11 protein-coding genes are annotated in these 15,938 nt (G+C 40.3%); 3 read left to right on the plus strand and 8 right to left on the minus strand.

Annotated elements, in window-relative coordinates; all coding sequences use genetic code 11:
* Positions 1-10: 10 nt before the first annotated feature.
* The 8 genes from J7E57_RS10560 to J7E57_RS10595 all read right to left on the minus strand — a co-directional run bounded on the left by J7E57_RS10560 (position 11) and on the right by J7E57_RS10595 (position 10,695).
* Positions 11-1,132: a galactose oxidase gene (locus J7E57_RS10560; RefSeq protein WP_215127783.1), complete on the minus strand. Its 1,122-nt coding sequence runs from the start codon at positions 1,130-1,132 to the stop codon at positions 11-13.
* Between the two features lie 37 nt (positions 1,133-1,169).
* Positions 1,170-2,081, minus strand: a complete 912-nt coding sequence (locus tag J7E57_RS10565; RefSeq protein WP_215127785.1) for a dihydrodipicolinate synthase family protein — start codon at positions 2,079-2,081, stop codon at positions 1,170-1,172.
* Between the two features lie 17 nt (positions 2,082-2,098).
* The gene (locus J7E57_RS10570; protein ID WP_215127787.1) at positions 2,099-3,028 is read right to left on the minus strand and encodes a dihydrodipicolinate synthase family protein; all 930 of its coding nucleotides are present in this window, start codon (positions 3,026-3,028) and stop codon (positions 2,099-2,101) included.
* 10 nt (positions 3,029-3,038) lie between these two features.
* Positions 3,039-3,818, minus strand: a complete 780-nt coding sequence (locus J7E57_RS10575) for a phytanoyl-CoA dioxygenase family protein (protein WP_215127789.1) — start codon at positions 3,816-3,818, stop codon at positions 3,039-3,041.
* Between the two features lie 11 nt (positions 3,819-3,829).
* A complete protein-coding gene (locus J7E57_RS10580) occupies positions 3,830-5,275 on the minus strand; it encodes a RagB/SusD family nutrient uptake outer membrane protein (RefSeq protein ID WP_215127791.1) in 1,446 nt (481 codons plus the stop codon).
* A gap of 17 nt (positions 5,276-5,292) precedes the next feature.
* Positions 5,293-8,640, minus strand: coding sequence for a SusC/RagA family TonB-linked outer membrane protein (locus J7E57_RS10585; protein WP_215127793.1), 3,348 nt, complete (start codon positions 8,638-8,640; stop codon positions 5,293-5,295).
* 83 nt (positions 8,641-8,723) lie between these two features.
* Entirely contained in the window at positions 8,724-9,893 is a 1,170-nt protein-coding gene (locus J7E57_RS10590; protein ID WP_215127795.1) for a sialidase family protein, read from the minus strand.
* A gap of 91 nt (positions 9,894-9,984) precedes the next feature.
* Positions 9,985-10,695 carry a FadR/GntR family transcriptional regulator gene (locus J7E57_RS10595; protein ID WP_215127797.1) on the minus strand — a complete coding sequence of 237 codons (711 nt, stop codon included), beginning with the start codon at positions 10,693-10,695 and terminating at the stop codon, positions 9,985-9,987.
* A 156-nt stretch (positions 10,696-10,851) separates the two neighbouring features.
* On the opposite strand from J7E57_RS10595, the gene J7E57_RS10600 reads away from it, so the two are divergent.
* From J7E57_RS10600 to J7E57_RS10610, 3 genes are all read left to right on the plus strand, one after another.
* Complete coding sequence (locus tag J7E57_RS10600) at positions 10,852-11,772, plus strand: alpha/beta hydrolase (RefSeq protein ID WP_215127799.1); 921 nt, start codon at positions 10,852-10,854, stop codon at positions 11,770-11,772.
* Between the two features lie 529 nt (positions 11,773-12,301).
* Complete coding sequence (locus tag J7E57_RS10605) at positions 12,302-15,205, plus strand: DUF11 domain-containing protein (protein WP_215127801.1); 2,904 nt, start codon at positions 12,302-12,304, stop codon at positions 15,203-15,205.
* Positions 15,206-15,226: 21 nt separating this feature from the next.
* The gene (locus J7E57_RS10610) at positions 15,227-15,919 is read left to right on the plus strand and encodes a hypothetical protein (protein ID WP_215127803.1); all 693 of its coding nucleotides are present in this window, start codon (positions 15,227-15,229) and stop codon (positions 15,917-15,919) included.
* Positions 15,920-15,938 lie beyond the last annotated feature (19 nt).

Below are 15,938 nucleotides of genomic sequence, written 5' to 3' on the forward strand. Positions count from 1 at the left end.
AATAATTTTACTATTTTGGTCTCGCTATGATCACTTTTGGTGTTCTTACTGCTGGCCTTACTTCTCCACCTGGAAAAACAAGGTTTCCCTGCCATAGCACCATTGTGTTTGTTACCGCGGGCCAAGTACTGTTATTGGGATTTGATTGCGCATCTGCTTTGATATTCTTTAGCACCTTCCCTTCTACCGACCATTTGTTTTTTTCTACATCGTAAGCTAATATTTCATCTGAGAAACCAGGATGTTTTTCTTTTAGCACAGCTGCTTTTGGAGCAAGCACACCGTCATCACCGCCGAATATGAGCAACGATTTATGATGAGCGTTATAGGCTGGATATGGGGCAGCTACAACGGCTTTTGGTAGAGAAGCTATTTTTTTCCACCCATCAGCAGCGCTGTAACAAAAGGCGTCCGTTAGATATTGTCTGTCTACGCCTCCTTTATTATTTTTGATCAGATCGGCTCCACTGAATAGATAAAAGGTTTGATCTGCAACGCCAGCCACAGCCAACATTCGCGGAGGGCCAGGCCAGGTTTCTAATTTATGCCAAATCCTGTTTTTTCCTTTTGAAGATAGATCGAACGACCAAAAAACATTGGCAGTATGATCGGATTCTGGTGCAACAAGTCCGCCTGCGAGGTAAATAATATTGTCTAAAATGGCTCCCGTAGTATTCGCTATGGGGTGCGGCAGATCAGGCAACGTAGTGATGCTGATATTTTTGTCTTTGTAAAGAATGGAATAAACCTTTGCCGAATGGCCTTTCTCGTTACTTCCTCCAATGCAAATGAATTGTTTGCCCCAGGAAATGGAGAGCCCATAACCTAAAGCTTCAGGAAGTTTGCCTGCTACTTTCCATTTTCCACTGGGTTTATCCAGGACAAATATTTTATCGCTCCACACTTTTTTTGAGCCTGACCATGGCGCACCACCATCTGGAAAATTTGCTCCTCCGGCAACAATCAATGCATCGCCCGATACGCCGCTAAAAGAACCGGCAAAACCAAAATGATCTGGTATGGCTGGCAATTCTCCCCATGTAAATTGATTTGTTTTTTTGGTAATCTGTGCAGAAACTGCTGTTGATATCAACATAAAACTTAGAAAAAGTAAGGTATTAAAGTGTTTCATATGATGTGCCTATAGAAAATCTGCATGCTTTTAAGCATTACTTATATTTTTCGAGGAGCTCAAAAAAGCCAGCTTTGGTTAAATCGGCTTTAAGTTCGATAAATTTATCAGAAGAAAGTGGGACCAATGGTAACCGGGCATCTCCTAAATCATAACCCATCATTTTCATAATCGCTCTTTGCGCCGCAATTGACGGATGTTTGATAATGCAGCGAATAAAATCGACCACTTTTAATTGTAATGCCCTGGCAGCAGTTAAATCATTATTCCTGAAAAGTTTAATTATTTCGAGATATACCGGTGCCGCAAAGGTATAAGTACTACCAATGGCACCCACAGCGCCTACTGCCAAAGCACTTAACAACATCTCATCATAGCCAGATAATACTTCGAATTTTCCGTCTTTGTAGTTTAAACAGGCTTGAAACTCGTGAAGTGTTGATGCAGTATATTTTATGCCGGCAAGATTTGGGATTTTTTGTTCTCCGAGCGCTAAAAACTCAACCATATCCATTCCAACGCCAGTTAAAGTTGGCATATGATAATAATAGAATGGAAGTTCGGGCGCGGCAGAGGCGATTTCGGCCATACAATCGACCAGGTTTTCTACTGAGGTGGGTTTGAAATAAAATGCGGCAACTGAAGAAAATGCATCGGCACCAATCTGCGCAGCATGGGTTGCAAGCTTTTTACATTCCTGTATAGAAGTATGCCCTACATGCACCAATACTAAAATCCTTTTATTTACAGCTTTTACGTACGCTTCGGCAATGGCCATCCGCTCTTCAACAGTCATGTTCGGTCCTTCTCCGTTGGTTCCGCAAATGTAAACCCCTGCCACACCATCAGCCACCAATTTATCTACTAGTTGTGGTATTATGGCGAGGTTTAAGGAGCCATCTGCCTGGTAGGCTGCAAATGTTGCAGCAACTATGCCGTTAATTTTCATATGTATTTTGTATTTGTCTAATTAAAAAATTCTGGTATTAATAATTTGGCCTGTTTGCGCACCGATGTTACATCTGATTCCGAAATCCATTTATAGGGCCATCTTAATCGTGTTGAAATCTGAATACAGCCACCAACTGCTGCTAAAAATTTATCTAATGCCGGGTTGCTGTACTGCTGCTTTTGATAAGGAGCAATGCACATTTTAAAGAATTTGAGAATATTTTTTTCTATCCTCAAAGCCTCATCCAGATCTGTTTGCATTAGTTCCCATAAGTACTGAGCTACCGATGGATTGATACAGGCAACATTTGAATAGGCTCCGGTTGCAATGCCCGTCTTTACCCCACTCGCTAAAAAATGGCCTGGAACGAATATTGATAAATGACTTGCATATATCTTCATTTCTTCTGTCCAAGCTGCATCTTTACTTAAAACTTTAATACCAATAAGTGATGGTACGGTTGTTTTAAATCTGAGGTAATCTTTTGGTTTTAACTCCAGCTTTGCATGCGGTGGATTATACAGCACCAAAGGGATTCCTTTTGCTTCATTTGCGATTCCCTGTAAAAAATCTACCTGTTCAGCATCACAAGGAACTACCCAATCTGGCAAAATCACCTGAAAAGCACTTGGTTTTAAATCTACTGTTCTCTTAATCCTTTCTAATGAAATAATCGGCGAAGGGTGACTGCAGCCTACCTGAAAAGACATTGATGCTTTCTGACATTTTTCTGCAAACAACCAATTAATCTGATCAAACTCTGCTTCGGTCTGATTGTGAAATTCACCTGCTGTTCCGTTCGAATAAATCCCATCTACTTTCGCATCAATCAAATAATCTATTTCATCAGCCAATAATCCGAAATCGATAGCCTGATCAGCTTGAATGGGCAACAACAACGTTGCCCAATTCCCTCTTAAAGTTTTTGCTGTTAATGTATTCATCAGTTTTTTTTTAAAGATTGGCTTCAAACTCTTCAACCTCCCTAAACTTCGTTTTACCTTTTACCAATCTACCTAAGCGGGGTTTGCCACCGTTGTACACTTCTATCGCATCTGCATCGGCATATCTCAAAAACAGGATTCTTCGGTCCCTATGCCCAGATATATTACCGTCTGATTTATGGAGCATCCAACAGTTAAAAATCAAAACATCTCCTGCTTTCATTTCCATCGGCACTGCTAAACTATCGTCGGCTTCTACAATAATTTCAGCGCCACTTTTCTTTTGTGCTTCGTTCTGCTCTACCCTGATCTGGCCTTTTTTATGACTGCCTGGAATTAACCACAAACAGCCATTGCCCCGATCGGTATCATCAAGCGCAGTTAAAGTGGTTAAAGCGTTATAAGGCTCCAACTCGCCATAACCATTATCCTGATGCCAGCCAAAGGGTTTTGTATTGCCTTTCATTTTAAATGTAAGCTGTGAAGTAGCCCCTTTTATATTCGGGCCGATAATTTCTGAGGCCATCTCAACCAGCGGACCGCTAAAATAGTATTCCTTTACTGTTGTGGCCTGATGGTGGATATTAATCAACAAGGCGTTTTGCAGCCAGCTTTTATTCGGATCGAAGGTCTCTTTTTCTTTACCCCAGGCATCCATACACTCTTGTTGCATCTGAGCCAAACCTTCGGGTTTTAAAATAGATTTGATGATGAGATAACCGTTTTCGTTAAAAAACGTCAATTCTTCTCGACTGAGTGTTTCATAATTAAATAACGATTCGTTTTTCATGAACAGTTGCATTAATATCCTTGTGTTTGCACCAGATTTGGATTTGCTGCCAAAACAGTTGTAGATAAAGGCCAGAATAAAGGCACCGTTTTATTTTTCAGGTTAGGTACGTACGTATAAGCGTTTATGGTACCGCCGAAATGAAAGCGTACAATATCGTACCAGCGTTTGTTTTCGAAGAAAAACTCACGGCCGCGTTCGTCAAAGATGGCGCGCTCTACGGTAGCTTTATCAGTTGCACCGGTATAAACTCCGTTTCCGGCTCTATTTCTAACTTTATTTAAATACACAATTGCCTGCGCGGTATTATCAAGTGCGGCATAAGCCTCGGCCGCTATCATATAGATATCGGCCAGTCTGAACATGATGACATCGTTATCAGAAACCCGGTCGTCAGCGTATTTGGTGCCTGGCATTTTGGTAATCCATGCGCTCTTTTGTACAGTTCCCTGTCTTTCGATGATAAAGGTATTTGGCACACGTTTATCATTGGTTAGGCCACTAAAAAGTGTCCTGCTTTCTTTACTGATCTGGTAGCCGCCCTGCCCGTTAACAGAAGTAAGCGCATAGGCAATGCTATCCAGGTTGGATGCATTTGAAATAGCCGTTAAAAATGGCAAAGCATTTAAACCATAGTTTGCGCCATTTTCATCGCGGTTATAATAAGCCGACATGATTACTTCAGCGTTTGCCCTCGTTGTGGTTACATCTTTAAAGTTGGTCAATAATGAAACACCTGTGGCTTCTACTGCAGCAGCAGCGGTGATCGCATCGTTAAAATCTGCCGTACCACCAGCCAATACTTTGGCGCTCCATAATTTAGCTTCAGCTTTTAACGCCAATGCAGCGCCATACGAAAATCTGTACTTGGATACGTAAGTTTTTTCAGGAAAAAGTGCTATAGCCTGATCTAAATCGGCAAAAACCTGTTTCATCACCTCAGTAGCTTTCGCTCTTGGCAAAAGTGGAACATTATCATCGGTAATGGTTTCGAGCATCAATGGCGTATCGCCAATAATCCTAACCAGATAAAAATAAGTATAGGCACGCTGACAAAGTGTTTCGGCCTTTAACCTGTTCTTCGTAGCCGCATTAGAAAAAGGAAAAGGCTCTATTTTGCTGAGCAGGAGATTACAGTTACCAATGGCTTTGTATTGTCCATTGTAATTTAAAGCACCTACTGTTGGACTTAATATCTGTGACCATACCGTTGTTAAACGGCTGTTGGTTCCATTAATGAGCTCCTCGCTCCGTTCGGTACCATAGGTAATAGAATTGGCAAAGGCCCTGATGGAAGTATATGTTCCGGTAACATAGGGAAGAAAATCGCCCTCACTTTTAAAGTAAACCTGATCGGTAATCTGGGATTGTGGTTTAACTTCGAGTAATTTTTTGCAAGATGAAAAAGCTGCTGCTATTACAACGATAACAGAAAGCAGGATATATTTCTTGGTCATTTTCATGTTTTTAAATGTTAAAATCTTAATGATGCGCCTAAGGTGAACTGTCTTGGACGAGGATAACCTCCTGGGTCGAATCCGGTATAAGTTTCAGGATTTAACCCTTTGTATTTAGTGAGGTAACCAACATTGGTAACGCTCGCAAAAACACTCATTCCGGTTGAACCTATTTTTGACATGATGTTTTTAGGCAGATCGTAACTCAGGTAAATTTCGCGTAAGGCTAAAAAGTCTCCTTTCGAAATCATGGTAGAAACATCCGATGCATAACCACTTCCGGTACCTACCGTACTGGCTCCCTGTCTGATAAAGTTTTTCTGTCCGAAATCAGCGTCCCCAAAAGAGAAACGGGCATATAATTTATCCACATCACCAGATTTTTGCCAGATATCATTCCCTAAAGCTTGTGCCGGAGCACCTTCATTATAGGCCCTGCCCTGTCCTAAAGATCTGGCTAAAGCGCCATCAGAGATCACAAAGCCTAAAGCATAATCCATATTAACCCTAAGCGTAAAACTTTTATAGGTAAATGTATTTTGAAAACCTCCGATTTTATTTGGCGTTTTATAGCCCATAAATACCATATCGCGGTTATCGATAATGTTATCGTTGTTTAAATCTGCAAACTTGTAATCTCCCGCATGTTTACCTACCGTTATACCAGCCGCCGTAGCAATCTGATCTACTTTACCCCATGCGGCAGCTTCAGCCTCTGTAGAAAAAACCTTCTCTACCTGCCAGGCGTAGTAACCAAACGGACGTTCGCCTTCTGCATATCCGCCCACTTCAATTTCTTTACCGGTATTCGGATCGATGACAACGCCTCCGTTCTGTCTATTTTTTAACCTGCCATTATTAGGTAAACTGATTACTTTTTGCGCGTTGTAGGCAAAAGAGAAATTGGCGCTCCAGGCGAAATCTTTCATTTTCAGCACGGTTGCCTGAAGCTCGATTTCTATCCCTTTGTTCTGGATTGTTCCGTTATTGAATGTAATGGTAGAAAATGGCGCCTCTGCGGGCAATGGTTTAGAATCGATGCGATTTTTGGTTAGTTTATCATATAAATCGACGGTAAGATTCACCCTGTTCTTGAAAAAACCTGCCTCTACCGCAACATCAGTTGTTTGTGTGGTTTCCCAAACCAGGTTCGGGTTGGATAAGTTTGCACGTTGTATACCTGAATTCTGTGCATAAACCGCCGAGGTATAACTTCCATAAGTATCGGTTAAATCTAAATCGCTCGAACCTGCCTGTCCCCAGCTTCCCCTAAGTTTTAAGGTGCTCACTACATGCGATTTCCAGAAATCTTCTTTGTGGATATTCCATCCCGCAGAAACCGATGGAAATAATGCCCATTTATTTTCAGGGGCGAAATTTGAAAAACCATCGTTCCGCAATACGCCGCTTAAAAGGTATTTACTTTTATAATCGTAACTCAGCTGTCCGAAAAAACTCGCAGATTTAGTTTGGTTAATGCGCGTTCCGAAATTGGTAACATTGGTTACTGTTACACCGTTAATAGTGGTTACAGTCGGTTCGTTTATCGTGGTAATGTAATCGTTGGTTCCACGTTGTGAACCTATATCGATACTATTCCCGTCATTTTTGGTATAATTAAACCCAGCCAATGCGGTAAAATGATGATTTTCTTTTAAGGTGTAATCGTACTGTAGGATCTGATCGATCATCAACTGACGGGTGTTGTTGGTATTCTCCGTTTTTAACCGGGTGGTTGCAAACTGGATCGGATCGGGAAATGCTTTTCTTGAAAAAATAGTTTTGTCATCGCTAATTAAGTAAGACAAAGCTGGCCTGTAATGCAAGCCTTTAACAATAGCCCAATCTGCATCTACCCTCGAAACCAATCTTTCAGTTGATGCTTTGGTATTATCGTAGGCCAGCGTATGAAAGCGGTTTCTTGTTGTTAGGTTTTCACCAGTAGTTGGTGTACCATCATCTTTAAAAATTCTGATCAGAGGTGTAATGCGTGTAGCGCGTACCAGGTCGTTGGTATAAGCATCTACATAATTTGGCAGTACATTCTGGTAGTTAAGCATGGCATTGATCTGTAGTTTTTCGCTTGCTTTAAACCCAAAATTTCCAAGCGCACTATATCTTTTATAGCTTGTGCCCACAAAAGTACCTGCCTGATCAACATAGTTCATTGATATATTGTAAGTAGCAATCTGGCTGCCACCATCAATCCCAAAATTGTAATTATTGCTTATGCCGGTATTCCAAAGCAGATCCTGGTAATTATTGTCGGCAAATAACAGTTTAGTACCCGGATTAATCGGATCATCCATAGTCTGCCAGCCGTTGGCCAATAAATTATCTACATATCCCTGGCCTTCAACCGCTACAATGTTATCGTATAACGCTGTTAAATTTGTTCCAACACCGTACTGGCCTTTGGTAGTGTACACCTTTGTTCCTGCAGAAAAACCACCATTATTTAACAGTGTATTCTTATCAATTAAATCGTAAGTGCTTTTTGCTGTTGTTCTGGCAAGTGTGAGGTAATCTTTGGCACTTAAATAATCATACATCCGTGATGGAGTTTCCCAGTTTGTACGGTAATTGAAGGTAATATTGGGTTTCCCTGAGCCAAATTTTCCGCTTTTGGTTTTGATCACAATTACACCATTTGCACCACGGGCACCATAAATTGCTGTTGAAGCCGCATCCTTCATTACCTGCAATGATTCGATATCATCCGGATTTAGATCTTTCATCGTCCTGAAAACGCCGTCTACAATAACCAGCGGACTTGATGCATCAGAAGATAATACAGGATCTCCACCACTATTACCGGTGCCTGTTCCATAAACATTAAGTTTTGACCCCCCACGGATAATGATATTGGTACCAGCCGAACCTGGTTGCCCGTTTGATAACGGTACCGAAACTCCGGCAATTTTACCCTGTATGGCTGCTATTGGTCCTGCATTGGCGGTATTAACCAATTGTTTGGTATCCAGTTTAGATACGGCGGCTGTATTTTTCTCTCTTGATTGCTTAACATATCCCACTACTACCACATCGGTTAAAGACTGTGCATTTGGATTTAATTGTACATTTTTTGTACCGCCTATTCCAACCGTTACTTCTTGCTCGTTATAACCTACTGAACTAAAAACAAGGATTGAATTTTGAGGTACCCGTAAAGTGTACTTTCCATTTGCATCTGTAACAGTCGCGGTCTGCGCGCCCTTTACTTTTACACTTACTCCTGGCAGCGTTTCATTTTTTGTCGCATCAGAAACAGTACCCGATACCTGCACATCGGTTGTTTGTGCAGCTCCTGTTAAACCACAGAGGTTAATTGCGGCCAACAAGAAAATAAATAAAATTTTTCTCATAATTATTATTTGTATTTATGTACTACATATTTGGTTAGTATAGAAATTCGCTGATTAATCACTGCCCGACTAATCGGCCTTAATTATTTTGTTAAATCTGAATAGTTTACAGTTTTAAATACAATGCCCTCATATGGCTTTGCATATCCTGCTTCGAAAAAGCAGCCGATTATTTGTTTGTCTATTACTGCAATATCTGAGTAGGCCGATGGACCAGGGTGTAAAACCATCTTATATTTCCAGGTTTTGCCGTCGTTTTCGCTTAAACGTAAAGTTAAATTTGCCCGTAATTTTGTATTTGCCGGATTGCTGAAAAGCAGTGTTGGTTTATTTTTGCGATAAAAATGACTCAGCAAACTTCCCTGGCAGATGGGCTCTATTAAAGTTGTATCTACCTGTACATTTGCCCAGTTTTGACCGCCATCTTCGCTTACAGTGGTATGCCTTGTTTTAATTGTCCGGTCACTATTCCGCATGTTCAACATCAATCGGCCTTTCGAAATTTCGGCCAATGTAGTTTCGTTCATTTTATCCTGAGGGGTATTATTGCCTAAATTCCAGCTCTTGCCATGATCATCTGAATAAATGGTGTGTGCAAAATTCTGATTAGTACCCGTTTCTACATGGTTTATCGGCACTACCAATCGGCCAGCATATTTTCTTTTAAGCACCTGTAAGCCATGGCATGGTCCGGTTGCGTACCAGGTCCAACCTGCTTTTTTCACTTGAGCAGTAATCTCTGTTGCAGCCGACCAGGTTTTTCCATCATCACCGGAGGATAACATATATACATGCCTTCCGTCTTTCGATGAGCCATCCATAATCTGTTTTTCATGATCGGTACCCAAATTCCATGTAGAAATTAAAATGATATTGCCAGTAGCTTGATCCTGGACGGGAACAGGGTTACCACAGGTATTGGTCGAATCGCTCCACACCAATTGTAAGCCGGTCCAGGTTTTACCCTTGTCCAATGAACGTTTAACCACCAGGTCAATATCTCCAGAATCACCACAATTGTTTTTTCGTGCTTCGGCAAAAGCAAGCAAGCTTCCGTTTTGAGTATGGATTAGGGCCGGAATACGAAAACAGGCATAACCGTTTTCGCCAGCTTTAAAAATGAAATTCAGACTGTCTACCCTATTCGCTGTAATATTGGCTGCCGCATAAGTGGTATTTATGCAGTACAAAATCAGTGCAGAAAAGCAGCATAACCCGCCAATCCTTTTCAGATTTTTGATGGTGTAAAACATAACTTAAAAAAATTAATTTGGTTAGCGCAAGCCTAATCAGACTTGCATAAAACAAATGTAATTAATAAATTAATATGTAGTACATAAAAACTTAATTTATTTTCTTGAGTGCCTCCAATCGATCGAAATGAGGCTTTAGATGTTCGTACATTCCATTTCTGAAATCATCTTTATTTCCAGATTTAAGAATTTCCACCAGATCCTGATGGCTAACACTTCCAGAAAGAAACTCATTTTCTACCTGAAGTACAAAACCAAAAACCGGCAAAAGCATATGCTGGAAACGTTTTAAGGTATCGTTACCGGCCATTTCGTATAATTTACCGTGAAAGGCAATTTCGTTGGCAATGCGGAACGCTTCTTTGTTCTTTTTCTTTTCGCTATTGGCAATTATTTCAAGTTCACGGATACTTTTATCATTTAAATTCAAAAAAAGCACATCCGCGAGGCCCATTTCTAAAATCAACCTCAGTTCAAAAAGATCCTGTAGTGCATCCGGACTGATTATTAGCGGATCGAGTACACGCTGAAAACCGCCCAATACATCAGGGCTTGATAAAATCATACCCCTCTTTTTCTTAGTCTCGATCATGCCAAGCATCCTCAAGCGACTTAAAGCTTCCCTTAAAACGTTTCGGCTCACCCCCAGCGCTTCAGCCAGTTCCTGTTCTTTCGGTAGTGCATCACCAGGTTTAAATGATTTCTTTTTGAAATAATCTCTTAACCTCATTTCAACCACATCAGCCATTGTATCAGATGAGATTTTATCGATATCCAAACTTAAATCACTTTTTAATGCCATAGAAATACATATTTAGAAGCTTCAAATATACTCGTTTTTATGTAGTACAAAAACATTTGAAAAATAGTTCGCGCTTTTAGATTTAAAAACAAATGTTCACAAAATATGTAGTACATATTTACAAAATAATTTTATAGTTTTGTTTAAACCAAGTATATGAAAAAAATAATTTTAGCATTTACATTAATGCTTAACATGAACCAGGCGGGGTTATTTGCACAAAATATTGTACTGCTTTACAAAAATGTACCGAACGCCATTAAGGCCGATTTAACAGAAAAAACAGATACCGCCAAAAATGGCAGAATACTAACCAGATACGTTACCCAGCCAACTTTAACCGTTTTTCTCCCCGAAAAAAACAATGGTAAGAGTGCCGCAGTAATTATATGTCCTGGTGGGGGTTATTCTTATCTGGTGATGAACAACGAGGGCACCGAGGTTGCAAAAGAGTTAAATAAACAAGGTATAGCGGCCTTTGTGTTAAAATACAGGTTACCCAATGATCTGATTATGGAAAATCGTTCAATCGGGCCATTACAGGATGCCGAACAAGCCATAAAAACAGTGCGCGAACGGGCTAAAGAATGGAACATTGATACGGCAAAAGTTGGGATAATGGGTTTCTCGGCCGGAGGTCATGTTGCCTCCACTGTATCTACCCATTATAAAAATGTAGTGATACCAAATCAGGAAAAAACAAATCTTCGACCAGATTTTTCAATACTTATTTACCCTGTTATTACCTTTCAGGATAGCATTCTGCACAAAGGATCTAAAAAAGCTTTAATCGGAGATAGTGCATCGACAGAAAAAACAGCTGAATATTCGAATGAGCTACAGGTAAATAAAGATACTCCTCCTGCTTTTTTGATTCATTGCAGTGATGATAAAGTAGTACCTGTTGCTAATACGATAAACTATTATCAGTCACTTAAAAACAGCGGGGTAAAGGCCGAAATGCATATTTACGCTACAGGTGGACATGGTTTTGGTTTAAAAAACGCCACGAGAACCGATAAATGGCTTGAACAATGTATGGCATGGATGACTGAAATGAAAATCAAAACACCATAAGGTCCCTTCCATTGACCAGGGTTAATTTTAAAATGGGGATCGATAGGCTTATAGCTTTTAAGTCACAAATAAGGTAAATATCTATGCCAATCGTATTATTTTATATAAAAAAATCATTTTTTCTCGTCCAAATGCTTTTCATTATATTCTAGACTCAAAAAAACACCATAATTAATTGACTACAAATAAGTTGTTTATTAAAAAAACTCAAATAGACAGAAAGAAAATAATCGATTTTTAATCAAAGACGTATCAGTAGAAATACAGCTGATTTAATTTATGCAAAAAACGCCTTTAAATAGCTTTAGAGTGCATTAAAAATTAATATTAGGGGCATTTTTTAGTGCATTTTTTTAATTACTTTCGACCAAAAGAACCAAACAAACTGACACATTCGAGCTACATAATAGATCAAACCTAATCTAGATAGGTAAGTGATTTGTTATGCTAAAATTTATTAAAAAGTCCTCAGCTTTTAATAAATTATTAGATCCATGTTAAGCCATATATGGGTTCCAACAAGTTATTTATGATTAAGGCTTTTCTGCTGTTTTTATTTAACGGATTACTGGGATTAATATTGCTCTGCTCAGCAAATATTGCATTTGCACGCGATGAAATTGGAACCATAACTAATACTAGCTTTAACAATTTATCCCTTCATTCTTTAAAAGCCGGCACAAACAGCCTAAAACGTTTACCTGCAACCAGCTATTCTAAACATTATATTGCGCCGGCCCCATGGCAATACTGGAGTAAAGCCAACGAAATTGTTATTACATCAGATATTGGAACAGTTACGGGAACAATTAAGAAAAGTGATGGTACAGTATTATTTAATTTCACCTGCACACAAGGTGTACCTTACGTACAGCGCTTTACCGGATTACCAAAAGATGTACCTGCGCACCAACTAAATACCGTACTGACGGGAGCCGGGTTAATTATAGAGGCCACTGGATCTATTTCAGTGAATTTAAGAAATGTAGCTTCGGATAATTTGGGAACTGACGGTGCGGATACCGATATTAAGGGTAACGCCTCTCTTTTTAGCTTTGGTGATGCGGCAATTGGAACGTCTTTTCGTGTAGGTTATTATCGGGACGGTGATCTTGCCAGTAATGCTCATCCACCGATCTATAGCATTATGGCCATCGAAAATAATACGATTGTTAAAATAGCTGGTGTAGCAAAGGCAACATTAAATGCCGGACAAAGTTATTTATTCACTGCCCCAATGGGAACCTTGGTAGAATCGTCAGGATCGGCGGTAATGAATACCGCAGCCGATCTGGATGCTCCCGGAGGCTGTGGAGATGGTGCCTACAATCCAATTCCGCCTATTGCCTCCTTAGGTAGAGAATATGTGGTGGTTAGAGGTGAGGGTAATATGACTGCAGAGCAAACTACTGTAATTGCAACTGAGGCAAACACCAGCTTTACAGTGATACATTTTGATCAAAATGGTGTTCAAAAAGGTACCACAACCTACAATTTGGCACAAGCGGGAGATAAGCAAACCTTTAATCATGGCTATCTGAGTAGCCCATATGACCCCGCAAGTAATACAGGAAGATATTCTTCGACCTGGATTTCAGCAACAAAAAATATTGAAGTTTTTTCAGGCACAGCGGGCGCCTCTGGCGGTGCAGGTTGTGAAGTAGATGTGGCTACCTTAGTCCCAATATCCAGTTGCTCGGGATCAAAGCGAGTTGAAACCTCAAAGTTTACTGCTTACGTTCAAACCACCAACCTCGATTACTTTGGCTATATCATTACCAGTAGTGCAGATAGAATTTATCTTAATGCAAATGGCACTCCGCTTTACAACAATACAGATATAGAAACTATAGCAGGTATTGGTACCCGTAAATCCTTAGGTAGTACGGGCTTATCTCTAGTTAGTTTTACACGTGCTGATATTGGATCGCCAAGTACAATTATAATAACAAGTTCCAGCAGGCTTACTGTTTCTATGGTACAGCAAAGTAGTGCTTTTTCGATGTCTAATTTCATTTCACGTTTTCCCGAAAAGGGCGCTCAGCCAGTGGTATCACAAACAAACTGTGCATCAGCAACACTTACAGCAACTCCAAATGCTTCCAATTATCAATGGTATCTTAACGAAGTTCCGATTAGTGGTGCAAATACCAATACTTATGTGGCTAGTACATCTGGCAATTATTCGGTGAGTTATAGTTTAGATTGCGGGCTGAGTGCACCTTCTCTCCCAATAAAGGTTTCACTTTGTAATATCGACCGCGCCATTACCAAAACAGTTGATATCGCTTATCCGGAGTTAAACAGCAATGTGGTATTTACGCTTAAGGCCGAAAATTTGGGCGATGGCAATGCAGTTGGGGTATCGGTTACAGATCTGCTTCCTAGCGGTTTTACTTATGTATCGAGCATAGCGCCATCAAGCACGAGTTATGATCCTATTTCGGGTATATGGACTATTGGCGATTTGGCCAGTAATGCCAGTATCTCCTTAAGCATCACAGCAAAAGTTGTAGCAACAGGAACTAATATTAACACCGCAACGATTACTGGCTCGCAGCCTGATCAGGTAACCACTAACGATCAGAGCTCGGTTAGCACCATAACTGGCTCTAAAGATAGAGAAGTATGTGTGGGTACAGCCATGAACGATATTATTATCAGTATCCCATCAGGTTCAAATGGCATTCAAGTTACAGGTTTACCAGCTGGGATAACTTATACCAATAGCTCATCTCCTAAAAAAGTCACCATTTCAGGTACGCCAACTACAGCAGGTCCACCAAAAACTTATACCGTTTCTAATACTACAGGAACTCCATTCACTACAACAGGTTCAATAACGGTAAATGGAAATGTAAGTACTCCTGTTTTTAATACCGGATTAACCGATAAACGTTGTGCTGGTACCGGAACCGATAGCTATGTTGCGACGGCAACCAACGCCACGAGCATAGCCTACTCCATTTTACCACTATCGGCAGGTATTATTGATGCAAACAGTGGTAAAGTAACCTGGGATAATACATTTGCAGGAACAGCAACTATAACAGCCACAGCAAAGGGCTGCGCGGAGAAAACAACCGATTTTATTGTAATTGTAAACGGGCTTCCAAATTTAACATTGGGTACCGAACCTGAAATCTGTCAGGGTTTCACCACATCATCACTCCCTTATACCAACGCTTTAAACAGTCCAACAACATATAGCATTACCTGGAATACGTCAGGTTTTGATCCAGTTAGCAATCAACCTTTGCCAGCAGGAAATATTCCGCTTAACATTCCAGTCAATGCTGCATTGGGCATCCATTCTGGTGTGTTGACCATTAAAAATGCAGCGGGTTGCAGTACTCAAATTAATTTCACTATTAAAATAAATCCAAAACCATCAGCACCACATGTGTTGGTACAAACTAGTTCACAATATTAATCAAACAAAAAAAAAGTCCCCATGAACAATTTAATTACAAAATCAATTTTAGCCTTTACATTTCTGTTAGTCTGCACATTTTCAACAGTATCGGCTCAGGTATTACCAACCACAAGCGGAGTTAATTTATTCTGCAAAGGCTCGGACCTTACATTGCCTGCGGCACCAGCAGGAGAAGACTGGATTGTTAAATACAGTGCAACGCAAACTGCTACACCAAGTACAGGTGTCGCTTTAGTTTCGGGAAATAAAATCGCAGCGGCTGATTTAAACACAGGCTATTATTATTTAAGTTCTAAATCAACCACTCCAGGCTCCTGCGAATCTGAATTACAAGAAATTCCGGTATATGTGCTTCAACCTTTGACTGTTAATTTTACGCCTGCTGATTTCTGTCTCGAAAGCCCATTGGCCCAAGTTAGTGCTGTTACCAATCCTGATGCTACCAACATTCCAACTTTGGCCTATCAGTGGTATACGGTAACAGGAGGAGTAGAAACTGCTATATCAGGTGCTACAACAAAAGACTATACGCCATCGGCACCTGCAACTGTTGGAACAAAAACGCATAGGCTAAAAGTAGGTTATGTAATTAACGGTAATAAATATTGTCCGCAATGGGCAGATCATGATGTTACGGTAACCGCTAAGCCTGTAAAACCAACCATTACTCCAGGAACCATCACCGGCACGGCAACAGCAGTTACTTTCTAGGCCGGTTTTCGTTTTTCTG

This window comes from Pedobacter sp. ISL-64 (assembly GCF_018613605.1).
Taxonomy (GTDB): Bacteria; Bacteroidota; Bacteroidia; order Sphingobacteriales; family Sphingobacteriaceae; genus Pedobacter.

What these genes read in the sequence shown, in the direction of transcription:
- J7E57_RS10605 (WP_215127801.1), top strand. Translation starts at nt 12,302, where the DNA reads ATGATTAAGGCTTTTCTGCTGTTTTTATTTAACGGATTACTGGGATTA.
- J7E57_RS10580 (WP_215127791.1), bottom strand. Translation starts at nt 5,275, where the DNA reads ATGACCAAGAAATATATCCTGCTTTCTGTTATCGTTGTAATAGCAGCA.
- J7E57_RS10610 (WP_215127803.1), top strand. Translation starts at nt 15,227, where the DNA reads ATGAACAATTTAATTACAAAATCAATTTTAGCCTTTACATTTCTGTTA.
- J7E57_RS10585 (WP_215127793.1), bottom strand. Translation starts at nt 8,640, where the DNA reads ATGAGAAAAATTTTATTTATTTTCTTGTTGGCCGCAATTAACCTCTGT.
- J7E57_RS10595 (WP_215127797.1), bottom strand. Translation starts at nt 10,695, where the DNA reads ATGGCATTAAAAAGTGATTTAAGTTTGGATATCGATAAAATCTCATCT.
- J7E57_RS10570 (WP_215127787.1), bottom strand. Translation starts at nt 3,028, where the DNA reads ATGAATACATTAACAGCAAAAACTTTAAGAGGGAATTGGGCAACGTTG.
- J7E57_RS10565 (WP_215127785.1), bottom strand. Translation starts at nt 2,081, where the DNA reads ATGAAAATTAACGGCATAGTTGCTGCAACATTTGCAGCCTACCAGGCA.
- J7E57_RS10600 (WP_215127799.1), top strand. Translation starts at nt 10,852, where the DNA reads ATGAAAAAAATAATTTTAGCATTTACATTAATGCTTAACATGAACCAG.
- J7E57_RS10560 (WP_215127783.1), bottom strand. Translation starts at nt 1,132, where the DNA reads ATGAAACACTTTAATACCTTACTTTTTCTAAGTTTTATGTTGATATCA.
- J7E57_RS10575 (WP_215127789.1), bottom strand. Translation starts at nt 3,818, where the DNA reads ATGAAAAACGAATCGTTATTTAATTATGAAACACTCAGTCGAGAAGAA.
- J7E57_RS10590 (WP_215127795.1), bottom strand. Translation starts at nt 9,893, where the DNA reads ATGTTTTACACCATCAAAAATCTGAAAAGGATTGGCGGGTTATGCTGC.